General features: G+C 68.6%; 25 protein-coding genes. 15 read left to right on the top strand and 10 right to left on the bottom strand.

Annotation, left to right across the window (positions count from 1 at the left end; translation table 11 throughout):
• Positions 1-266: 266 nt before the first annotated feature.
• The 6 genes from HTY53_RS09690 to HTY53_RS09670 form a co-directional block, all read right to left on the bottom strand.
• A complete protein-coding gene (locus HTY53_RS09690) occupies positions 267-602 on the bottom strand; it encodes a YXWGXW repeat-containing protein (protein ID WP_174106269.1) in 336 nt (111 codons plus the stop codon).
• A gap of 87 nt (positions 603-689) precedes the next feature.
• Entirely contained in the window at positions 690-818 is a 129-nt protein-coding gene (locus tag HTY53_RS24905) for a hypothetical protein (protein WP_023263369.1), read from the bottom strand.
• A 429-nt stretch (positions 819-1,247) separates the two neighbouring features.
• Positions 1,248-1,667: a type II toxin-antitoxin system VapC family toxin gene (locus HTY53_RS09685; protein WP_174106268.1), complete on the bottom strand. Its 420-nt coding sequence runs from the start codon at positions 1,665-1,667 to the stop codon at positions 1,248-1,250.
• A complete protein-coding gene (locus HTY53_RS09680; protein ID WP_053823294.1) occupies positions 1,664-1,918 on the bottom strand; it encodes a FitA-like ribbon-helix-helix domain-containing protein in 255 nt (84 codons plus the stop codon). Before HTY53_RS09680 ends, HTY53_RS09685 begins: the two co-directional genes overlap by 4 nt.
• A gap of 227 nt (positions 1,919-2,145) precedes the next feature.
• Positions 2,146-3,438: an MFS transporter gene (locus HTY53_RS09675; protein WP_174106267.1), complete on the bottom strand. Its 1,293-nt coding sequence runs from the start codon at positions 3,436-3,438 to the stop codon at positions 2,146-2,148.
• A 5-nt stretch (positions 3,439-3,443) separates the two neighbouring features.
• Positions 3,444-3,887 carry a nucleoside deaminase gene (locus tag HTY53_RS09670; RefSeq protein ID WP_174106266.1) on the bottom strand — a complete coding sequence of 148 codons (444 nt, stop codon included), beginning with the start codon at positions 3,885-3,887 and terminating at the stop codon, positions 3,444-3,446.
• A 124-nt stretch (positions 3,888-4,011) separates the two neighbouring features.
• Between HTY53_RS09670 and HTY53_RS09665 the strand changes: the two genes are divergently transcribed.
• Entirely contained in the window at positions 4,012-4,878 is an 867-nt protein-coding gene (locus HTY53_RS09665) for a LysR family transcriptional regulator (protein ID WP_438820942.1), read from the top strand.
• Between the two features lie 45 nt (positions 4,879-4,923).
• Here HTY53_RS09665 and HTY53_RS09660 read toward each other — a convergent pair whose 3' ends face one another.
• From HTY53_RS09660 to HTY53_RS09650, 3 genes are all read right to left on the bottom strand, one after another.
• Complete coding sequence (locus HTY53_RS09660) at positions 4,924-5,940, bottom strand: MBL fold metallo-hydrolase (RefSeq protein ID WP_174106265.1); 1,017 nt, start codon at positions 5,938-5,940, stop codon at positions 4,924-4,926.
• Between the two features lie 104 nt (positions 5,941-6,044).
• Positions 6,045-6,563: a MarR family winged helix-turn-helix transcriptional regulator gene (locus tag HTY53_RS09655; RefSeq protein ID WP_174106264.1), complete on the bottom strand. Its 519-nt coding sequence runs from the start codon at positions 6,561-6,563 to the stop codon at positions 6,045-6,047.
• Positions 6,564-6,574: 11 nt separating this feature from the next.
• On the bottom strand, positions 6,575-6,931 hold the full coding sequence (locus HTY53_RS09650; protein ID WP_174106263.1) for a hypothetical protein: 357 nt from the start codon (positions 6,929-6,931) through the stop codon (positions 6,575-6,577).
• Here HTY53_RS09650 and HTY53_RS09645 point away from each other — a divergent pair.
• From HTY53_RS09645 to HTY53_RS09585, 13 genes are all read left to right on the top strand, one after another.
• Positions 6,930-8,213, top strand: coding sequence for an amidohydrolase/deacetylase family metallohydrolase (locus HTY53_RS09645; protein ID WP_174106262.1), 1,284 nt, complete (start codon positions 6,930-6,932; stop codon positions 8,211-8,213). The genes HTY53_RS09650 and HTY53_RS09645 overlap by 2 nt on opposite strands.
• Positions 8,214-8,223: 10 nt before the next feature.
• Positions 8,224-10,668 (top strand): xanthine dehydrogenase family protein molybdopterin-binding subunit, encoded by a 2,445-nt coding sequence (locus HTY53_RS09640; protein WP_174106261.1) that lies wholly within the window; start codon positions 8,224-8,226, stop codon positions 10,666-10,668.
• Entirely contained in the window at positions 10,665-11,495 is an 831-nt protein-coding gene (locus tag HTY53_RS09635; protein ID WP_174106260.1) for an FAD binding domain-containing protein, read from the top strand. Before HTY53_RS09640 ends, HTY53_RS09635 begins: the two co-directional genes overlap by 4 nt.
• A gap of 8 nt (positions 11,496-11,503) precedes the next feature.
• Complete coding sequence (locus HTY53_RS09630) at positions 11,504-11,989, top strand: (2Fe-2S)-binding protein (RefSeq protein ID WP_238511539.1); 486 nt, start codon at positions 11,504-11,506, stop codon at positions 11,987-11,989.
• Positions 11,990-12,052: 63 nt separating this feature from the next.
• The gene (locus HTY53_RS09625) at positions 12,053-12,739 is read left to right on the top strand and encodes an SRPBCC family protein (protein ID WP_174106258.1); all 687 of its coding nucleotides are present in this window, start codon (positions 12,053-12,055) and stop codon (positions 12,737-12,739) included.
• Between the two features lie 58 nt (positions 12,740-12,797).
• The gene (locus HTY53_RS09620; RefSeq protein ID WP_174106257.1) at positions 12,798-13,991 is read left to right on the top strand and encodes an amino acid ABC transporter substrate-binding protein; all 1,194 of its coding nucleotides are present in this window, start codon (positions 12,798-12,800) and stop codon (positions 13,989-13,991) included.
• Positions 13,992-14,015: 24 nt separating this feature from the next.
• Positions 14,016-14,879 carry a branched-chain amino acid ABC transporter permease gene (locus tag HTY53_RS09615; RefSeq protein ID WP_174106256.1) on the top strand — a complete coding sequence of 288 codons (864 nt, stop codon included), beginning with the start codon at positions 14,016-14,018 and terminating at the stop codon, positions 14,877-14,879.
• Positions 14,876-15,877: a branched-chain amino acid ABC transporter permease gene (locus tag HTY53_RS09610; RefSeq protein WP_174106255.1), complete on the top strand. Its 1,002-nt coding sequence runs from the start codon at positions 14,876-14,878 to the stop codon at positions 15,875-15,877. Before HTY53_RS09615 ends, HTY53_RS09610 begins: the two co-directional genes overlap by 4 nt.
• Positions 15,877-16,671, top strand: coding sequence for an ABC transporter ATP-binding protein (locus HTY53_RS09605; RefSeq protein WP_174106254.1), 795 nt, complete (start codon positions 15,877-15,879; stop codon positions 16,669-16,671). Before HTY53_RS09610 ends, HTY53_RS09605 begins: the two co-directional genes overlap by 1 nt.
• Positions 16,668-17,456: an ABC transporter ATP-binding protein gene (locus HTY53_RS09600; RefSeq protein WP_174106253.1), complete on the top strand. Its 789-nt coding sequence runs from the start codon at positions 16,668-16,670 to the stop codon at positions 17,454-17,456. The genes HTY53_RS09605 and HTY53_RS09600 overlap by 4 nt, the downstream gene beginning before the upstream one ends.
• A gap of 18 nt (positions 17,457-17,474) precedes the next feature.
• The gene (locus HTY53_RS09595; protein WP_174106252.1) at positions 17,475-18,776 is read left to right on the top strand and encodes an oxamate carbamoyltransferase subunit AllG family protein; all 1,302 of its coding nucleotides are present in this window, start codon (positions 17,475-17,477) and stop codon (positions 18,774-18,776) included.
• 139 nt (positions 18,777-18,915) lie between these two features.
• The gene (gene folE / locus HTY53_RS09590; RefSeq protein ID WP_238511531.1) at positions 18,916-19,680 is read left to right on the top strand and encodes a GTP cyclohydrolase I; all 765 of its coding nucleotides are present in this window, start codon (positions 18,916-18,918) and stop codon (positions 19,678-19,680) included.
• A gap of 11 nt (positions 19,681-19,691) precedes the next feature.
• A complete protein-coding gene (locus HTY53_RS09585; RefSeq protein WP_174106250.1) occupies positions 19,692-20,135 on the top strand; it encodes a BLUF domain-containing protein in 444 nt (147 codons plus the stop codon).
• Between the two features lie 108 nt (positions 20,136-20,243).
• Here HTY53_RS09585 and HTY53_RS09580 read toward each other — a convergent pair whose 3' ends face one another.
• A complete protein-coding gene (locus tag HTY53_RS09580) occupies positions 20,244-20,429 on the bottom strand; it encodes a glycine zipper 2TM domain-containing protein (RefSeq protein ID WP_053823305.1) in 186 nt (61 codons plus the stop codon).
• A 262-nt stretch (positions 20,430-20,691) separates the two neighbouring features.
• Between HTY53_RS09580 and HTY53_RS09575 the strand changes: the two genes are divergently transcribed.
• Positions 20,692-21,312, top strand: coding sequence for a 2-hydroxychromene-2-carboxylate isomerase (locus HTY53_RS09575; protein ID WP_174106249.1), 621 nt, complete (start codon positions 20,692-20,694; stop codon positions 21,310-21,312).
• Positions 21,313-21,346 lie beyond the last annotated feature (34 nt).

Genomic DNA, 21,346 nt, shown 5'->3' with positions numbered 1-21,346 from the left:
CCAATCGGCCGCTGCGTGCGTACCGATGCGATAGGGTGAAACCGTGAGGGCAAGTGTATCGACCGCTGTGCCGCAGCAATGTTTGATAGGCAACACAGGTTCGCGGCATCGCACCGCAGGTGCTGCCGCAATGACAAAGGGCCGGCGCAGTTGGCCGGCCCTGTGGGGTGAAGGAAGGTTGAAACGGGGGGCGGCTTTGCGTCGCCCAGCGACTCGAAACCCCTGGGTCCCCGCTGGCGCGGGGACGACAGGAGACCCGCTGCGGCTTACCGGAATCGAACCCAATGACCCGGCCGCATCACCCAGCCACGCGGTCCTTGCACCCAGCGCTCGGGCACATACCGGTAGCCGGGGCGTGCGCGTTCCCAATGGCCCGGTTGCCACACATAGCGCGGACCGGCGGCACGCCAGTAGCCCGGCACCCACACCTGTCCCCGGCGTGCGGCCCGTGGCGCTTCGTAGCGCGGCGGCGGGGGCGCAACGTGGCGGTAGCCATGGTCGCGATCGTAGCGAGGGCCGTCATGCGCCTGGGCCGGCGACACGAAGCCGAAGACCGAGCCGGCGGCGAGGGTGGCGAGCGCGAGAATCAGAGGGCGGTTCATCAGGTACTCCTGCTGCGGATAACAAGCTTGGCGTTGCGGTGATGCACTGCGATGCGAATCGCGGCCCTTGGCGCGGCCGCATTTCCATCAATAGCGGTGATGGCGATGGTGATGCCCGTGTCCATGCCCATGCGGGACGACGATGCAGGCCGACAACATGGCGGCGGTGGCGGACAGCAGCACGAGGATGGACAGCGTTCGTTTGGTGCGTTTCATCTCTGAGCTCCTTGGCGGGGCGCGTTGAACATGGCTGCAATGTAGCGGCGCGCTCGCTGCTGCGGCCGTTGCACTTGTAAGGCACTCTCACAACGCCATGGCGTTGCCGCGGCGGCGTCGATCGACGGCCCTTGCCGACGCATCTCCTTGCGTGGCAAGGCTTTTTCGTCGGGATCAGGGCGTGCAGGGGCGACGCGGCGCGTTGCGCGTGCGTAATGCGGCGTTACATCGGAAATGAATGCGGCAGCGCGGCGGCATGCCGATCGGCACGCCGTGCCTGGGATCAAGACTGGATTGAAAGGCGGGGCCGGCTTACGCAGAAACGGGTACGGTCGTGTCCGGCATCACCTCGGTTGTACGCAGAAACGGGTACGCGGGGCGTAGCTGCTTGGTGATCCGTGGCGGATAGTCTGGAATGGCGACTTCAGGTTACGGCCGGTTCCAGGGATTGATGACAGTGAGTCCGGCTGCTTCAAAGGGGCTGGTATCGCGGGTCGCCACGATAAATCCCCTCGACGCGGCAATGGCCGCAATATATCCGTCGGGTGTCGGAAAGCCTTTGCCCGCTGCTCTTGCCTTGACCGCCGATTCCGCATAGTGCCGGGCGGCATCGGTGTCGAACGTTAATATCCGCTCACCGAACAGCGCGATCACGCCGTCCAATGCCTCCGTCAAGCCTTGCTTGCGTCGCCCGTCCGGGAGCGCTCCGATACCGAACAGCAGTTCTGCCAGCGTCACGCTGGAGACATACAAGGTTTCGGCGACCTGATCGTTTAGCCAGGCGCGTACCGCTTCGTTGGGTTCCGGCTTCATCGCCTCGGAGACGACATTCGTGTCGAGTACGATCATTCGAACCTCATTGGCTCCGCTGGCGTTTTATCGCGTCCCTGCTCCAGCACGGCGAAGTCTTCGTTTGTCAGTCCGACTCGGCGACTGATTTCGGCCAAGGCATCACCCAGCCGAACACGTTGCTCCGACATCACGGCGTTCTCCAGTATTTGTCGTACTTCTGCCTCGGTGCTGCGGCCGTGGACCGCGGCGCGCATGCGCAGGGCCCGGTGCACCTCGTCTGGCACATTTCGGATCGTCAGGATAGCCATAGTCACCTCGTGTGAATTGCTTTCATTGACTGCAATCTTACACTTTTGAATGCATCGATGACTGAAGGTTCTACGAAGCGTCTCCGAGGCAGCTTTCCTGGGGCAAGCACCGGGAGGCGAGATTCGTAAATCGGAGATCTATCCGCGATGGTGAAGTGCCGGGTCGACGCGGATGGAGAGGAGATAGAGCTGGGACGAAGCCCTGCGCCTTCGCCCCAGCAAGACCATCAGGCCCGGCCCGGCATCGCCAGCAGATACCGGCGCGGATCGAAACGCGTGGTGGCCAGCATCACCAGCACGACCGCGGCGAGGTGGTACCACCAGGCAGCGGCGAAGCTGCCGGTGGCGTCGTGCAGCACTGCCGCCAGCCACGGGGCGCAGCCGGCCAGCAGGAAGCCGCCGCCCTGCATCAGCGCGCCAAGCGCGGCGGCGTCTTCGGGGCGCGGCAGGTGGTCCAGCGCAACCACCAGGTAGAGGGAGAAGCAGCCGCCCAGGCCGGCGCCGCCGATGATGGCCCATGCGAGCGGCGCGAGATCCGGCCATCCGGCCAGCCCGGCGAAGCCGATCGCCTGCAGGGCGAGCGCGAGCGCCAGCCATGCGCGCCGATCCGGGCTGCGGGCCGCGAGCGTCGGCAGCGCCAGCGCCGCAGCGGCCTGCGCCACCGACATGACGGCGATCAAGCCGCCCGAAGCCGGGCCGCTCCAGCCGCGCTCCTGGTAGTAGGCGGCGAGCCACGCGATCAGCGAGGCATAGCCGCCGTTCATCACGCCGAACGAGGCCATCAGCAGCCAGGTGCGTGGGCGCTTGAGCAGCCGCAGCACCGGAATTGCAGTGGGGCGGTTGGCCTTGGCTCTGGCATCAACGATGTCGGTGGCGTTCGCTCTGGCCCTGGCATCGGCGACGTCGCCGGCAGGAATCGCTGGCTCGACGGCCGCATCGCGCGGCAGCGTCCGCCACGCCAGCAGCCATCCGGCCCATGCCGGCAGCGCCCACACGGCAAGTCCCGCATGCCAGCTGCCGCTCAGGCCGGCAATCCACGGCGTCAGCTGCGCACCGAGCGCGCCGCCCGCCATCAGCGCGGCCGAATAGAGGCCCATCACCATCGCCATCCGCGTCGGAAACTGGCGCTTGACGATCGCGGGCAGCGCCGCCTGCGCGGCCGCCGTCCCGAGGCCGCACAGCGCGGCCGTGGCAATCAGCGCTGTCCCGCCGGGCCAGGCGAGCCGTAACAGCGAACCGATGCCGACCAGCGTCAAGGCGAGCAGCACCGCGCGCCGTTCGCCCAGCCAACTGCGCATGGCCGGTGCGAGGCAGGCACCGACCCCGATCAGCACCATCGGCAGCAGCGTCAGCCACGCCATGCCGCGATAGTCCAGGCCGGTGCTGGCGCGGATCGTCGGAGCCAGCGGGCCGATGCCGGTCAGGAAGGGACGCAGGTTCAGGCCGGCCAGCACGATCGCGGCCAGCGCCCAGCCCGGCGCGGCGATGCTGCGCCTGCCGGTGGAGACTTCAATTGCCATGGACTTCAACGGCCATAGACCGCATCGGCCGTGATACCGACATCGAGCCGGATCAGCGGCAACGGCGGCGGATCGAGCGTCAACCGCAACGCCTGGTAGGTGGCCTCGCTCGACAGGCCGTAGGGCGCGGCGTCGTTGTTGTCGAACGCGTAGTAGACCTCCTGCACGCCGCTGATCACCAGCGCCGCCAGGCACATCGGGCACGGATGGCCGCTGGCATAGATCGCGCAGCCGCGCAGATCCGGGCTCTGCAGGCGCCGGCTGGCGGCACGGATCGCCTCCATTTCGGCGTGGCTGGTCGGGTCGTGGCTGTGGACGATGCCGTTGACGCCGGTGGCGATCAGCTGGCCGTCGCGGGCCAGCACGGCGCCGAAGGGCCGGCCGCCGCGCGCGCGGTTGGCCTGCGCCAGATGCACGGCCTCGCGCAACAGGGATTCGTGGTTGGACATGGGGGATGCCTCGCGAAAAAGAGCCTGCGGGTAGAGGAGCAGACTGTACGCGCGCGCTTGGCAATTGGGAAATTAAATGATGGAATGCGTCGCAGTGACAAATCAAATACCCGCGTTGAACGACATCCTCGATCCTCAGCTGCTGCGCAGCTTCGTCGCCGTGGCCGAGAGCGGCAGCTTCACCCGCGCCGCCGAACGCGTTCATCTGACCCAGTCGACCGTCAGCCAGCAATTGCGCCGGCTCGAGGAGCAGTGCGGCTGCGTGCTGCTGGATCGCGGCGGGCGCTATGTCACGCCGACGCCCGAGGGCGAACGTCTGCTCGGCTATGCGCGCCGGATCCTGCAGCTGTCGGGAGAAGCCGTCGCATTGATCCGCGATAGCGCGGTTCAGGGCGAGATCCGGCTCGGCGTGCCGGAAGACTTCGCGGCGCAGACGCTGACGCCGGTGCTCGCCGATTTCGCCGACGCCTGGCCGGGCGTTCGGCTCGAGGTCACCAGCGGGCTGAGCCACGAGCTATGGCAGGGCTTCCAGGAGGGCGAGTTCGATCTGACGCTGATCAAGCAGCGCGAGGGCAGCGCCGCGGGGCTGGCGAGCTGGCCGGAGCCGCTGTGCTGGATCGACAGCAGGCGGCGGCCGGCCTTCGAGCGCGAGCCGGTGCCGCTGGCCGTCTTCCCCGGCGGCGCCCTGTACCGCGGCGAGATGACGCACGCGATCGAGGCGAGCGGCCGGCGTTGGCGCATCGGCTTCGTCAGCGCCAGCCTGGCCAGCCTGAGCTCGGCGGTAGCCGATGGCTTGGGCATCAGCCTGCTGCCGCGCCGCGTCGTGACGCGCGCGCATCGGGTGCTCGACGAGCCGACGCTGATCGGCGCGGTGCCGCCGGTCGAGCTGAGCCTGCATGTCAGACCGGAGCCGTCGGCACCCGCCCGCGACATGGCGGCGCGGCTGCAGGCGATGTGCGATGCCGTGATGCGACGCGATCAGCGGCGCTGACCGCCGCAGGCGGCGGCGCAATCAGCAGAATGATTCGCCGCGCAATCAGCGATCCGTGCGAATCGGCCCGTACTCGACCGGCACCCAGGTATAGCCGTTGCCGTCGGCACGCACATGGCCGATGCCGGGGAACGGCAGATGCATGCCCGCGACCCACAGCTTGTTGCGCGCGGCATCGTTGAACAGGCGCTTGCGCGTGCGTACCGCCGCGCGGCTGTCCACATCGAACTCGATCGCTACGTCCGGCCGGCGGAACTGTACCGCGTGGTTGTGCACGATATCGCCCCACACCAGCAGGCTCTGCGCCTTGCCGTTCTTTTCCGATCGCAGCAGATAGCCGGTATGGCCCGGTGTGTGCCCATACGCGGCCACCGACGCGATACCCGGCATGAGCTCGTCGCCGGCCTTGAAGGTACGGAAACGGCCGCCCGCCTGATAGGGCGCCACCGCATCGCGCGCCATCTTGAAGTAGGGCTGCGCCTCGGCCGGGGCCTTGTCGGCGATGTCCTGCGACAGCCAGTAGTCGGCGTCCAACTGCGACGCATAGACCGTAGCGGTCGGGAATACCGGCTTGCCGTCGACCGTCAGGCCGCAGGCGTGGTCGCCATGCAGATGGGTCAGCAGCACCGTGTCGATCTGCATCGGGTCGTAGCCGGCCGCGCGCACGTTGTCGACGATCTTGCCCATCGTCGGGCCGAAGCAGCCGCCGGCGCCCGTGTCGATCAGCACCAGGTTTTTGCCCGTGTGGATCAGGAACCCGTTGACCGCAGTTTGTACGCCCGGTGTCGATTCGACGAACATGCGCGCCAGCAGGGTTTGCACCTCGCGCGCGCTGGTGTTGCGCAGCAGCTTCGGGTCCACGTCGATATAGCCGTCATACAGCGCGGTGATCTCGAACTCACCGAGCATCATCCGGTAGTAGCCGGGCACCTGGCTCTGCTGCTGCGCCGGCACGCCTTGCGCGTGGCTCGGCACGCTGGTCAGCGCCCCGCACGACAATGCGGCGGCCAGGGCCAGGGGAACAAAACGACGGCGCGGGACGGCGAAACGGGACGGACTCATGCGGCGCTCCATGCGAAGAACGGTGATTGGCGCAATGACGAGAACAACGGGCCGGAATACGGGCTGCCGCTAATGTATCACTCGTCACATTTTCCCGCAGGCGGTCACTCCGCAGCCGGCAGCCGGTATGGCACGCTGCCGTGCTCGTTGGTCGCCTCGACCAGGCGGATCAGATAGAGCAGGAACCGTTCGCGATCGGCCGGCGGCAAGTGGTCGACGGTGCGATCGTGCGCGCGCTGGACTGCCGCCTCCATCTTCCTGACCAGCGTCTTGCCCTTGCGGGTCAGCTTGACCAGCTTGACCCGCCGGTCCGTCTCGCTTTGCCGCCGCTGCAGCAGTCCCCGCGTCTCCAGCCGGGGAATGACCTCGGCGACCGTGGTGCGCTCCAGCCCCACTTCGAGCGCCACGGTGTTCTGGTCGAGCTCGCCGTGCTGCTCCAGCGCCGTCAACAGGCTGTACTGGACCGGCGTGATGCCGAACGCCTCGGTCTCTTCCAGAAACAGCGAGCAGTGGACCTGATGCAGGCGCCGGATCAGAAAACCGGGGCGTCCGAGCAGCGTGGAGCGATGCCGGGCGGCATCGATCTCCGTCTTGATGGCGATGGGGCGTTTGGTGGTCGTCATGCGGTGTGGTGTCAGAGACCGACGGTTTTTCGCCGTCGGCAGGTTGGCGCCTGGTCGAGCACGAGCCGTTCCAGAGCCGCTTCGATCGCCATTATCGCCGAATAGGTGGCATACCCCGTATTGCACAGCAAAGGGGCACGCTCGCGGCGGACGGCGTCCGTATACGCCGGCTTGCGGTGCGCCGGCACCAGCGTCGCGCACGCCGACCACACCCAGATAAGTGGCATACCCCGTATTTCACCGAACGGCCAGAGAACCGGAAAGCCTTGGCCTGCAACGGTTTGCGGCGAGGTCGCGGCGAGCGCCGACACGCACTGGCAAAGTTCTTGCGTTTTGCAGGCAGCGTTTCCAACCCACGAGGCCAGCATGACTGCAAGCAATCGCGACATCGTTCTACGGCAGGGCCGCGTCATCGATCCGGACGCCGGCATCGACGCGGTGTGCGACGTCTGGATCCGCAACGGGCGCATCGCCGCGGTAGGCGACAGCTCGCTGGCGTTGCCAGCCGAGGCGACCGCTGCCGACGTGATCGATTGCCGCGGCAAGTTGGTGTTGCCGGGCCTGATCGATACGCACGCTCACGTGTACCAGTACGTGACCGGGCGCTTCGGCCTGAACGCGGACATGTGCGGCGTGCAGTCTGGCGTCACCACGTTGATCGATCAGGGCGGCGCGAGCTGCATGACGCTGCCCGGCTTTCGGCACTACGTCGCCGAGCCGGCCAGCAGCCGCATCTATGCCTTCCTGTCGGCCTATCTGGTCGGCGGGCTCGAAGGCCATTACTACGCCGAGCTGTATCGGCCCGAATGCGTCGATGTCGATGCCACGGTGAAGGCGGCGCTCGCCAATGCCGATCTGGTGCGCGGCATCAAGGCTCACGCCGAACTCGGCGGGTTTGCCCGCTGGGGCGTCGAGGTGATGCGCGCCTCGGCCGAGATCGGCCGTCAGACCGGACTGCCGGTCTATGTCCACTTCGGCCAGCTGTGGCCGATGCCAGGCCACGCCGAGCACGAGGTCGATCCCGACACGATCCTCGAGCAGGTGGTCGACATGCTCAAGCCCGGCGATGTGCTGGCGCACCCGTTCAGCCGCCATCCGGGCGGCTTCGTCAACCGCGACGGCACCGTGCACCCGCTGGCGCGCGAAGCCGCCGCGCGCGGCCTGAAGATCGATGTCGGCCACGGTTCGCACTTCAGCTACCGGATGGCGCGCACCGTGCTGCAGGCCGGCATCGTGCCCGATACGCTCGGTGCCGACATGCATGGGTACAACACGCACGTGCCGGCGCCGGCAGGCACGCCGGCCGAGCATCCGGACCAGGACCACATGTTTCTCGGCCGGGTCCGCTTCAGCCTGGTGTCGGCGATGACCAGCATGCTGGCGCTCGGTCTGCCGCTCGATCACGTGGTGCGCATGGCGACCGTCAATGCCGCGCGCATGGCCGGACTGAACGATGGCGCAGGCACGCTGCGCGTAGGCGCCGAGGCCAATGTCTCGGTGCTCGAAGACCTGCGCGGCCGCTGGGTTCTCGCCGACAACGAGGGCACCCAGGTGGTGGCCGAACGGATGCTCGAGCCGGCGTTCTGCCTGCGCGCCGGACAGCGCTTCGACGCCGGCGCGCCGATCCTGCCGGTGGCGCAGGTCGCGTAGGGAGATCGCCATGACGACCCCGTGGGCGAACAAGGACAGCGGCGAGGACAGCGGCAAGGACAGCGGCATCGGCGCGCGGCTGCGCCGCAAGGAGGATGACCGTTTTCTGCGCGGCCGCGGCGACTATGTCGCCAACCTGCGCATGGTCGGCATGCGCGACGTCGCATTCGTGCGCAGTCCGCTGGCGCATGCGCGCATCCGCGGCATCGAAAAGCCCGACGGTCTTGCCGACGCGGTGTTCACGCTGGCCGATCTCGATGGCGTACGCCCGATCGTCGCCAACTCCGGGCTCGCGGGTTTCAAGTCGTCGGCGCAGCCGGTTCTGGCCGACGGCAAGGTGCGCCAGGTTGGCGAGATGATCGCGATGTGCGTGGCGCCGACGCGCGCGCAGGCCGAGGACATCGCCGCCCAGGTCTTCGTCGACTTCGACGAGCTGCCGGCGGTGGTCGACATGCTGGCCGCACGCGCGCCCGGCGCGCCGCTGGTGCACGACCACTGGGGCGACAACGTCTTTCTGGAGACCGCGGTCGGCTTCGATGCCGACAACGAGGCCGCGCTGGCCGCGATCCGCGCCAGCGCGCCTATCCATGTCGCACGCACGCTGCGTACCGCGCGCCAGAGCATGGCGCCGATGGAGGGCCGCGGCGTGGTCGCCTGGTGGGACCGCCGGCTGGCCCAGCTGGTGGTGGTCACCGCGGCGCAGATGCCGCACATCAATCGCACCGGCCTCGCGGGCTGCCTGGGACTCGACGAAGGCCAGGTACGTGTGATCTCGCCCGACGTCGGCGGCGGCTTCGGCTACAAGGGCATCCTGCTGCCGGAAGAGGTCTGCGTCGCGTGGCTGGCGATGCGGCTGGGGCGGCCGGTGCGCTGGATCGAGGATCGGCGCGAGCAGCTGACCGCCAACGCGAACTGCCGCGAGCACGCCTATCGTATCGAGGCCTGGGCCGATCGCGATGGCCGGTTGCTGGCGGTCGATTGCGAGGCCACGGTCGATTCCGGCTGCTATTCGTCGTATCCGTTCTCGGCGTGCCTCGAAGCCGCACAGGTCGGCAGCATCCTGCCCGGACCTTACATGATGGAGCGCTATCGCTGCCGCACCTGGTCGGTGGCGACCAACAAGCCGCCGATCCTGCCGTATCGCGGCGTGGCACGCACCGGCGTCTGCTTCGCGATCGAGAGCGTAATGGACGCGATCGCGGTCGAGGCGGGGCTGGAGCCTCATCAGGTCCGCCTGCGCAATCTGGTGCCGCCCGAGCGTATGCCGTTTGACAACATCACCGGCAAGCACTTCGACAGCGGCGACTATCCCGAATGCGTGCGCCGCGCCGTGGCGGCCATCGATCTGCCAGGCCTGCGTGCGCGCCAGCAGCGCGGCGAGCCAGATGGGCGCCGCATCGGCGTCGGCTTCGCGGTGTTCTGCGAGCAGGGCGCCCATGGCACCTCGGTCTATCACGGCTGGGGCATTCCGATGGTGCCGGGCCGCGAGCCGGCCGTGGTGCGGCTGACACCCGACGGCGTGCTTGAAGTCCGCGCCGGCGTGCATTCGCACGGACAGAGCATGGAAACCACGCTGGCCCAGATCGCGCACGAAGTGCTCGGCGTCGATACCGATCAGGTGCGCGTGCTGCTCGGCGATACCGCGATCACCCCATATTCCACCGGCACCTGGGGCTCGCGCTCGATCGTGATGGCGGGCGGCGCGGTGGGGCAGGCCTGCAAGCAATTGCGCTCGCGCCTGCTGCGCATCGGTGCCCACCTGCTCGGCATGCCGGAGCCGGCGGTGCGCTGGCAAGACGGGGCGGTGGTGGGCGATGGCGGCCGCGTGACGCTGGCCGAGCTGGCCCGGGTCTGGTATCTGCAGCCGCAGAAGTTGCCGGCCGATGTCGATCCGGCCGGCCTCGAAGTCATGACGACCTATCAGGCGACGCGCGACACCGGCACCTTCAGCTACGCCTGCCACGCGGTGGCCGTCGCGGTCGATACCGAGCTCGGCAAGGTCGAACTGCTCGACTACGCGATCGTCGAGGACGGCGGCGTGCTGATCAATCCGATGGTGGTCGACGGCCAGGTCTACGGCGGCGCTGCGCAGGGAATCGGCACCGCGCTGTACGAGGAGATGCGCTACAGCGAAGACGGCCAGCCGCTGGCATCGACGCTGGCCGACTACCTGCTCCCCGGCGCCACCGAAGTGCCGGCGATCCGCATCGACCATATGGAAACGCCGGCGCCCTATACCGAGTTCGGCCAGAAGGGCATCGGCGAAAGCGGCGCGATCGGCTCGCCGGCCGCGATCGTCAACGCGATCAACGACGCGCTGCGGCCGCTCGGCGCCGAACTGCGCGAGTTGCCGGCAAGCCCGCGCGCCATTCTGGCCGCGCTGGAAACGGCGCGTGCCGCACCGGCAAGTCAGTCGAGTGCGATGCCGTCGTCGGCCGAGGAGGTGGCGGCATGAAGCCGGCACCGTTCGACTATCGGCGGCCCGACACCGTGGACTCGGCCGTTGCCGCGCTGGCGGCCGGCGAGGGCTTTGCCAAGGCCGTCGGTGGTGGCCAGTCGCTTGGACCGATGCTGAACCTGCGGCTCGCGCAGCCCACCGAGCTGATCGATCTGCGCGGCATCGCCGCCTTGCGCGGATGCCGCGACGACGGCGCGTCGGTACGGCTCGGCGCGGGCATCACGCATGCCGAGATCGAGGACGGGCGCGTGCCCGACCCCAGCCGCGGCCTGATGCCGTGGGTCGCGCGCGGCATCGCCTATCGGGCCGTGCGCAACCGCGGCACGCTGGGCGGCAGCCTGGCCCATGCCGACCCTGCCGCCGACTGGATCAACGCGATGGCGTTGCTGGACGCCACCTGCATCGTGGCCGGCCCGCGCGGCGAGCGCGAGGTCGCGCAGCGCGACTGGATGGCCGGCGCGTTCACCACGGCGCTGGCCGAAGACGAAGTGCTGCTCGCGGTCAGCATCAAACGGCTGAGCCCCGGCGCGCGCTGGAGCTACTACAAGGTCAACCGCAAGCCGGGCGAATTCGCCGAAGCGATTTGCGGCTTCGTCGACGACGCCGCGCAGGGCTCGCGTCGCGCGGTGATCGGCGCCATCGACGGCGCGCCCTTCGTGATCGACGATGCCGGCGAACTGATCGATCGCTGGGACGAAGCGTTGGCGCATCGCCAGCTGTGCGCGGCCGGGCTCGAACCCGGCACGCACGAATACCAGCTGCACGCGGTCGCGCTGCGGCGTGCCGCGGCCGCGCTGGCGGCCTTTACCGGAGAGGGCGCATGACATCCCCCATGCCTGTCGAACTTCGCGTCAACGGCGAGCGCGTCAGCGCCGCCGTCGAGCCGCGCACGCATCTGGCCGACTTCCTGCGCGAGCAGCTGAACCTGACCGGCACCAATCTCGGCTGCGAGCAGGGCGTCTGCGGCGCCTGCACCTTGCACGTGGACGGCGTGCCGACGCGCTCCTGCACGGTGCTGGCGGTCGGCTGCGCAGGCGCCGAGGTGCGCACCATCGAAGACTTCGATGCCGACCCGGTGATGGCGCAGCTGCGCGAAGCCTTCAGCGCCGAACACGCGCTGCAATGCGGCTATTGCACGCCAGGCATGCTGGCCACCGCGCGCGACATCGTGCTGCGGCTGCCGGATGCCGACGATGCGCGCATCCGCCTCGAGCTTGCCGGCAACCTGTGCCGCTGCACCGGTTACGTCGGTCTGGTGCGGGCGATACGCAACGTGCTCGATGCCCGCAAGGCCGCCGGCGCGGCGAACCGCACCTGATCGGAACCCACGAGAACCGACACGACGCACGCGACCGACGCGATAAAAGAGGCCGATCCCCGCATGGAACTCCAACAGACCTTTCTGCTGCCATTCGCGCGCGACGCGGTATGGCGCTGCTTTCACGATACCGAAGGCGTGGTCGCCTGCCTGCCCGGCGCCTCGCTGTCGGCGCCGCCGCAGGATGGCCGGCTGCCGTTGACGATGACCGTCAAGCTTGGGCCGATCGTCGCGGCATTCGCCGGCGAAGGGGAGATGCGCCTGGACGATGCCGACTATCGCGGCGCGGTGACCGGCACCGGCGCGGACCGCAAGAGCGGCTCGCGCGTCAAGGGCGAGGCGGCATTCTCGCTGCACGACGTCGAGGACGCGTCCGGCCACCCGGCGACGCGCGTCGACATCGCGGTCGACTACGCGATCGCCGGGAGCCTGGCGCAGTTCTCGCGCGGCGGCATCGTCCGGGAACTGGCCGGCCGGCTGACCGAATCCTTTGCCGCGAACTTGCGCCGCAAGCTCGAGGCCGAGGCCGGCCCGGCCGCTCCGGCAGCGCCGACGGTGGCTGCCGTCGCCGTGGCCGAGCCGCCCGCCTTTGTCGAGACGGCGCCTGCGCCGTCGAGGCAGGCGCAGGCCACTGCGCCAGAGAACGCGCCAGAGAACGCGCCAGCCAACGCGCCGCTCGACCTCAGTGCGCTGTTCTGGCCCGCGCTGTGGGCCCGCCTGCGCCAGTGGCTGTCGTTCGGCCGCCGCTGACTTCGCCGTCCCTTCCTTGATTCGCTCCCGCAAGACCTGTCCCCTGACGAGGTATTCCATGACCCCCAAGCTGTTCCGTACCGCGCTGCTGTCCGCGCTCCTGATGGGCGCCACCGCGCTGGCCCACGCCCAGTCCACCATCCGCATCGGCGCGCCGCTGGCGCTGACGGGGGGCCTGGCCGACGAAGGCAAGAAGCAGCAGGTGGCCTACGACATGTGGCTCAAGCGGGTCAATGCCGCCGGCGGCATCAGCGTCGGCGGCACCAGGCGCAAAGTCGAGCTGATCACCTACGACTACCAGTCCGACGAGAAGCGCGCGCAGCAGATGGCGGAGAAGCTGATCACGCAGGACAAGGTCGAATTCCTGACCGCGCCGTTCGGCTCCGGGCATACCAAGGTGGTAGCGGGCGTGGCCGAGCGCTACGGCGTACCGGTGATGGCGTCCGCCGCATCGTCCGAGTCGGTGTTCGACCAGGGCTACAAATACCTGTTTGGCACGCTGGCGCCGAACGGCGGCCTGGTCGACTCGATGATCCGCACCTTCACCGCGCAGATGCCGGCAGTCAAGAAGATCGCAATCCTGGGCCGCGAGGATGTGTTCCCGCGCTCGATGGCCGCGACGATGAAGGCGCATGCCGAGAAGGCCGGCCTCAAGGTCGTCCACAACGAGTATTTCCCGGTGGGCGCGCTCGACCACTCGGCATCGCTGTCGCGCATCAAGGCATCGGGCGCCGACTGGATCTACATCACCGGCTATACCAAGGATCTGATCCTGGTGCGCAAGCAGATGGCCGACCTGGGAACCACCGCGCCGATCATCACGATGATCACCGGGCCGGCCTACCAGGAGTTCATCGACGCGCTGGGCCCGCTGGCCAACAACGTCAGCAGCGCGACCTGGTGGCATCAGTCCTCGCAATACAAGGCCGACGACGTGTTCGGTTCGACCAGGGCCTTCTACGATGAATTCGTCGCGCGCGAAAAGCATGATCCCGACTATGTGCACGCGTCCGCCGCGGCCGCGCTGATCGCCCTGCAGAAGGCCATCGAGAAGGCCGGCACCACCCAGGGCGCCAAGGTGCGCGACGCGCTGGCATCGCTCGAGACGATGACGTTCTACGGCCCGATCAAGTTCGGCCCCAACGGCATGAATGCCGGGCGGGACCTGCCGATCATCCAGGTCCAGTCGGGCAAGGTCGCCGTGCTGTATCCGCAGGCCGTCAAGCAGGCCAACCTCGTCGCCGTGCGCTGACGCGAACTGCCGGAAGCCACCGCCATGAGCCTCTACGCACAAATCGTCGTCAACGGCCTGATGCTTGGCGCGCTGTACGCCTGCATCGCCGTCGGCTTTTCGCTGGTCTGGGGCGTGCTGAACGTCATCAACATGCTGCACGGGTCGTTCATCGTGCTGGGCGGCTATCTGGCCTACTTCGCCTGGCTGCACTGGCAAGTCAGCCCCTTCGTGATGCTGCTGGCGGTGTCGGCGGGGCTGTTCGTGCTGGGCTTTCTGCTGCAGTACGGGCTGGTCAACCGGGTCGTGTCGCAACCGGTGCTGACCACACTGACGCTGACCTTCGGCCTGGACATGATCCTCTACAACCTGATGAACCTGTGGTTCGACGCGACGCCGCGAAGGATCTCCCTGGACCTCGGGCGGCTGGATCTGGGCGGCGTGATCGTGCCGAACGACCGGCTGCTGGCGATGCTGCTGGCGCTGGCGATGACCGGCCTGCTCTATCTGGTGCTGCGCAGCTCGCGCATCGGCCGCGCCATCGTCGCGGTGCGGATGGACCGCGACGCCGCCACGCTGATGGGCATTCGCGTCGGCCGCGTCTACGCGATCACCTTCGGCATCGGCGCGCTGATGGCCGGCGCCTGCGGCGTGCTGATGTCGGTGGTGTTCCCGATCACCACCAATATCACCGGCCTGCTGCTCGGCAAGGCCTTCGTGATCTGCGTGATTGGCGGGCTCGGCACGGTGCCGGGGGCGCTGGTCGGCGGCCTTGCGCTGGGGCTGATCGAGAGCGTGGCGGGCAACTTTCTTGGCGCCCAGAGCGCGATCCTGGTCGGCTCGCTGCTGATGCTGGTGCTGTTGATGACGCGGCCCACCGGGCTGATCGGCAAGCGAGGCTACCAATGAACGTCAAACGTTCCCGTTTCCGCGCGCGCGGCGCCCATCTGCTGTTCGCCGGCGGCGTGCTGCTGCTGGCCGCGATGCCCTTCCTCGCCGACAACTACTTCGTGCGGCTCGCCACCTTCGTCTGCATGTACGGGGCGCTGGCGCTGTCGTGGAACTTCATCGGCGGCTATGCCGGCTATCCCTCGTTCTCGACCGCGGCCTTTGTCGGCCTGGGCAGCTACGTCGGCGGGCTGCTGCAGAACGCGGGCGTGCCGATGGTGCTCGCCTGGCTCGGCGCCACCGTGTTCGTCAGCCTGTTCGCCGCGCTGCTGGGCGGCGCGATCCTGCGGATGAAGGGCCATTACTTCGCGATCGGCTCGATCACGCTGGTCGAGGTGCTGCGCATGGTCGCCTCGCTGTGGGTCGATGTGACCGGCGGCGGTGACGGGCTCAACATCCGCATTCTGAGCGGCGGGCCGGATTTCGCCGGGCGGGTCTTCCTGTACGCGATGCTTGCGGTGATGCTGTGCGCGTGGGCCACCACGCTGGCAGTCGACCGCTCGCGGCTGGGCTTCGGCCTGCGCTGCATCAGCCAGAACGAGGAGGCCGCCGATATGGTGGGCATCGACACCAACCGCTACAAGACCGCGGCCTATACGCTGTCGGCGGTCTATTGCGGCACCGTGGGCGCGATCTACGCGTCGTGGGTCTCGTATATCGCGCCGACCGATGCGTTCGGCATCCTGCTGACGCTGAAGGTGCCGGTGATGGCGATGCTGGGCGGCCTGGGCACCGTCTATGGGCCGCTGGTCGGCGCCACCGCTTTCGTGCTGATGGAGGAAACCATCTGGGCGCGCTTTCTCGATTACCACCAGGCGATTCTCGGCGTGGTGATCGTGCTGCTGATCTTCTTCCTGCCCGGGGGGCTGCTGAAGATCGACTATCGCGGCCGGCTGTCCCGCATCAAGTCGGCAATCGGTTCGCGCGCCGGGCGCGCCGCCGCGACGGAGGTGCGCTGATGGGCAAGCTGCTGGAGGTCCAGGCACTGGACAAGCATTTCGGCGGGCTGCACGCGACCCGCCAGGTCAGCTTCGCGCTGGAGGAAGGCGAGATCGTCGGGCTGATCGGGCCGAATGGCGCGGGCAAGACCACGCTGGTCAATCTGATCACCGGCGTGGTGCGGGCCGACGGCGGCGCCGTCGTGTTCCGCGGACGCAACGTCACGGCGCAGCGCCCTTGGCAGGCGGCGCGCAGCGGCCTGGCGCGGACCTTTCAGATCGTGCAGCCGTTTCCGCAGATGACGGTGCTCGAGAACGTGTGCGCCGGCGCGCTGTTCGCCGGCCACGCGGCCAGCATGGCGCAGGCCGAGCGCGACGCGATGGAGCATCTGGAATTCGTCGGCCTGGCGCACGAGGCCCGGCGCCCGGCCACCGCGCTGACGCTGCCGTCGCGCAAGCGGCTGGAACTCGCCAAGAGCCTGGCGATGCGGCCGCGCCTGCTGTTGCTCGACGAGGTCAATGCGGGGCTGAACAGCGCCGAGATCGACCAGGCGCTGGCGCTGATGCGCGCCATCGCGGCGCGCGGCGTCACCATCCTGCTGATTGAACATCTGATGAAGGTCGTGATGTCGTTGAGCCAGCGCATCCTGGTGTTGCATCAGGGCGAGCTGATCGCGCAGGGCGAGCCGCAGGCGGTCATCCGCGATCCTCGGGTCATCGAGGCTTATCTGGGCAGCAAGTTTGCCGCGCGCCAGGCGGCGCATGGCGCGGGCGCGATGCCCACCACGAACACGACCGCGGAGGCCAGCCGATGAACGTCCAGACCACCGCCGCCAGAGGTGCCCGCGCCAGTGCGGTGCCGACCGGCCTGGCCGCGCCCGCCAACACGCCGCTGCTCGAAATCGCCGGCCTGCGTGCCGGCTACGGCGACGTGCAGGTGCTGTGGGGCATCGACCTGCGGGTCCCGGCCGGCGAGATAACCTGCATCGTCGGCTCCAACGGCGCCGGCAAGTCGACGCTGCTGCGGACCATCTCCGGCATGGTCAAGCCCACCGGCGGCCGGCTGACGTTTGCCGGCAAGGACATGACCGGCGCCAGTCCCGACGCGATGCTGCGCGCCGGCGTCGCGCATGTGCCCGAGGGGCGGCGGCTGTTTCGCGGCCTGTCGATCCGCGACAACCTGCTGCTGGGCGCCTATCTGCGCAGCGACAGCCGTGCCGATATCGAGGCCGATCTGGACTTCGTCTTCACCATGTTTCCGATCCTGAAGACGCGCCAGAAGCAGGATGCCACCACGCTGTCCGGCGGCGAGCAGCAGATGTGCGCGATCGGCCGGGGCATCATGTCGCGCCCGCAGCTGCTGATGATCGACGAGCTGTCGCTGGGGCTGGCCCCGCGCGCCGTCGAGAACCTCGGCGAGGCGCTGCTGCAGATCAACCGCGCCGGGCTGACCATCCTGCTGGTCGAGCAGGACGTGCTGACGGCATTCGAGCTGGCCCGCCATGCCAACGTGGTCGAGACCGGACGCGTGTCGCTCGCCGGGGAAACGCGGCTGCTGGCCGACGATCCGCGCGTGCGGCACGCCTATATGGGCATGTGAGCGCAGGCGAGGGCGGCAATGCAAGCGATCGATCCGAATGAAGAGGCCCACCGGGCCGCCAATGCCCGCGTGCTGGCGCGGCTGACCTCGGTGCAACCCGCCTGGACCGCGGTCAGGCCGGCGCGCGAGGCGCTGGCCCTGGACCTGGACCACCATACGCTGCTGCACGCCGGCCCGCCGTTGACGGACCCGTGCCGGCCACCGAAGCCGTTGCTGGCTTCGGCCGTACTGTGTTGCCTGCACGAGGGCTGGGCCAGCGATGTCGCGGCGGCGGAGCGTTTGATCGCCTCCGGCCGCGTGGCATTGCGGCCCGCCCAGGACTTCGGCGCGGTGACACCGCTCGCGGCGCTGATCTCGCCTTCGTCGGCGCTGGTAGAGGTCGTCGATCTGGCGGCTCCCGACGCGCAGTCCGCTCGGGTCGACCAAGCCGCTGGTGCCCGGGCGTGGTCGCTGCTCGGCAGCGGTGCGGGACCGCAATTGCGCTTCGGCAGCCGGGATCCGGCCATCCTGCCCAGGCTGGCGTGGCGCGACGGCCCGCTGGCGCGCCGGCTGAACGCCGTGCTGGCCGCCGGGCCGCTGCCGTTGCTGCCGCTGGCGGCAGCCGGACTGGCCGGCGGCGACGATCTGCATGCGCGTACCACTGCGGCCAACACGGCCTTGTGCGAGCGGCTGTTGCCGGCGTTGGACGCAAGCCGCGATGGGGCGCGGCACGCCGGGGATGGCGACGACGTGTACGCAGTCGCCCAGATGCTGCGCCAGACGCCGCTGTTCTTTCTGACGGTGTGGATGGCGGCCTGCCATCTGATGCTCGGCCGCGCCGCGGATGGCGGCCGCGATGGGGCCTCGACCCTGGTCGTGGCGCTGGCCGGCAATGGCGAGCGGATCGGCATCCGTCTCGCAGGCCAGCCAGATCGCTGGCATGCCGTGCCGGCGTCCGCGCCCGCCGGGCCGCCGCTGAACACATCGGCGGCCGCGGCCAGCGCCTTGCCGGTGGTGGGCGACAGCGGGGTGATCGACGCGCTGGGCTGCGGCGGACAGGCGCTGTCTGGCGCGCCGGAGATCGCCGACGTGCTGGCGCCCTGGCTGCCGGCCGATTGGCGCCAGCGTCCCGGCGCCTTGCTCGCCGGCCGGCATCCGGGTCTGGCACCGCGAGGGTTGCCCGTGGGTCTCGATGCCGCGAGCGTGGCACCGGGTCGCGAGCCGCTGACCGCGATCGCCATGATCGATGCCGCAGGCGAACTGGGCCTGCTGGGCCGTGGCCTGTTCGTGCCGCCTGCAGAGCTGTTCGCGCGCGCCGTGCGGGACATCGCCGCGGCCTGACGCGGCCTGTGCCTGAAGTTGCGGGCCTTGCCGCCAGAGCCCGCCATCCGCGGGCACCGCCTGTCCGCTTTCCCCCCGCTTGCCGCCACTGAGCCGTCCCCCTATAGTCGGGCCAATGTCCTTCAAATCGGGAAACGGCATGACCAATAGCGATTCCGCTTCGAAACGGCCGGGCGCCGGCGCTGCTGCGCCGGCCGAGGCCGACCCGCGCGGCCAGGCCACGCAGCAGCCGGTATCCGAGCGCATCCGCGCCAGGCTGGTCGCCGCGCGCCAGCGCTTTCACGCCAACGACAATATCTCGCGCTTTATCGAACCGGGCGAGCTCGACCTGTTATCGAAGGAGGTCGAGGGCAAGCTGGCCGACGTGCTGCGCAGTCTGGTGATCGATATCGACAACGATCACAACACGCAGGAGACCGCGCGCCGCGTCGCGAAGATGTACATGAAGGAGATCTTCGCGGGCCGCTATGTGCATGCGCCCAGCGTGACCGAGTTTCCCAATGTCGAGCAGCTCAGCGAACTGATGATCGTCGGTCCGATCCGCGTGCGCAGTGCCTGTTCGCACCATCTGTGCCCGATCATCGGCAAGCTGTGGGTCGGCGTCATGCCCAACCAGCATTCGAATCTGATCGGCCTGTCCAAGTATGCGCGGCTGGCCGAATGGATCATGTGCCGTCCGCAGATTCAGGAAGAAGCGGTCAGCCAGATGGCCGACCTGCTGCAGCAGAAGATGAATCCCGACGGCCTGGCCATCGTGATGGAGGCCGAGCACTTCTGCATGCACTGGCGGGGCGTGCGCGATACCGACGCGAAGATGACCAACAGCGTGATGCGCGGCTCGTTCCTGAAGAACGACAGCCTGCGCCGCGAATTCCTGACCCTGCTCAATCTGAACCGCGGCTGAAGGAGGCCATCATGCTAGTTCGTCTGCTTTACGCCAGCCGCGCACGCCAGCCCGCCGACGAGGATCTGGTCGACACGATTGTCGCCACCAGCATCGAACGCAATCCGGCGCAGGGCATCACCGGCGTGCTGTGCTATGGCAACGGCGTGTTTCTGCAGGCGCTGGAAGGCGCCCGCGCCGAGGTGTCGGCCCTCTATCACCGGATCGCACAGGACCGGCGCCACGAGGACGTGGTGCTGCTGCACTACGAGGAAATTGGCGAGCGGGAGTTCGCCGGCTGGGCGATGGGGCTGGTCGATACCTGCCGCATCAATACCGCGACGCTGCTGAAGTATTTTCCGCGTGCGGAATTCGATCCCTACCGCACCAGCGGACGCGCCTCGCTGGCGCTGCTGGGCGAATTGATCGCGGGCAATGCAGTGGTGGCGCGCAGCGCGGAACGGCCGCGCTATTGATCGGCATTCCGATATGACCGACAGACGCCGTCGTCGCCGCGGACGCGGGGATCCAGCGGCTCCGAGAGGCGCTGGATTCCCGCATGCGCGGCTATGACGGGGTAGCCGTCAGTCCTTGCCGAGTTCGTGGCCGATATAGCCGCCGACGGCCGCGCCGCCGATCGTGCCCCACGGGCTGCCGTCACTGACTTCGTGTCCGATCGCGCCGCCGGCAACCGCGCCGCCCAAGGTACAGCCCTGCATCGAGATGGTCATCGCGCCCGCCGCAACGAGCGTTGCAATCAGCTTCCACATGATGATCTCCTGAGCGGCGTGGTTGCCGCCTGATGCGTCCAGCTTAGGCCCGACCGGACCGGCGTCGATTCCGCCCGGGACTGAATTGCCTGTAGGAAAGGGACGACACCCCGGGCGGCGGCGGTGTCACAACGGCCGCCCCGTTGTGCGCCGCGGCATGCCGCATCGGCATGCCGGCCATGCCGACGCCGCGCTTGAGCGGCACCGGGCCGTACGGGATCATCGTGGCACCGTTCCCACCATTCCCGAACGAGGAGAGACGATGTCCGCGCGGTCCACGCCCACTCTGGAGTTCTGGTTCGAGTTCGGCAGCAACTACAGCTACCTGAGCGCGATGCGGATCGAGCCGCTTGCGGCCCGGCACGGTGTCGCGCTGGTGTGGAAGCCCTTCCTGCTCGGGCCGGTGTTCGCCGCGCACGGCTGGGAGGCCTCCCCCTTCGTGGTGCAGCGCGTCAAGGGCGCCTACGCGATGATCGATACCGCCCGCCAGTGCGCCAAATATGGCCTGCCATGGCGGCAGCCGAGCCAGTTTCCGCGCCGTGCGCTGCTGCCGATGCGTGTGGCCTTGCTCGGTGCCGAAGAGCCCTGGATCGGCGCCTATTGCCGCCGCATCATGCGGATGAATTTCGCCGAGGACCGCGACATCGACAACCCGGAGGCGGTCGGCGAGGCGCTGGCCGAACTGCGTCTGCCGGCCGACGCGCTGCTGTCCGCCGCGGTGCTGCGGCAGAACAAGGAGGCGCTGCGTGCGCAGACCGAACGGGCCCTGCAGCGCGGCATCTTCGGCGCGCCGACGTTCTTCGTCGGCGAACAGATGTTCTGGGGCAACGACCGGCTCGAAGACGCGCTGGCGCTGGCGGTCGAGCAGCACGCGAAAGCCTGATCCGCGCGGAGGGGGGCACGCCGCGACGCGTGCT

Origin of the sequence: Cupriavidus gilardii (genome assembly GCF_013314895.1) — a bacterium.
Classification (GTDB): Bacteria; Pseudomonadota; Gammaproteobacteria; order Burkholderiales; family Burkholderiaceae; genus Cupriavidus; species Cupriavidus gilardii_C.
This window is presented reverse-complemented; position numbering and strand designations above follow the sequence as displayed.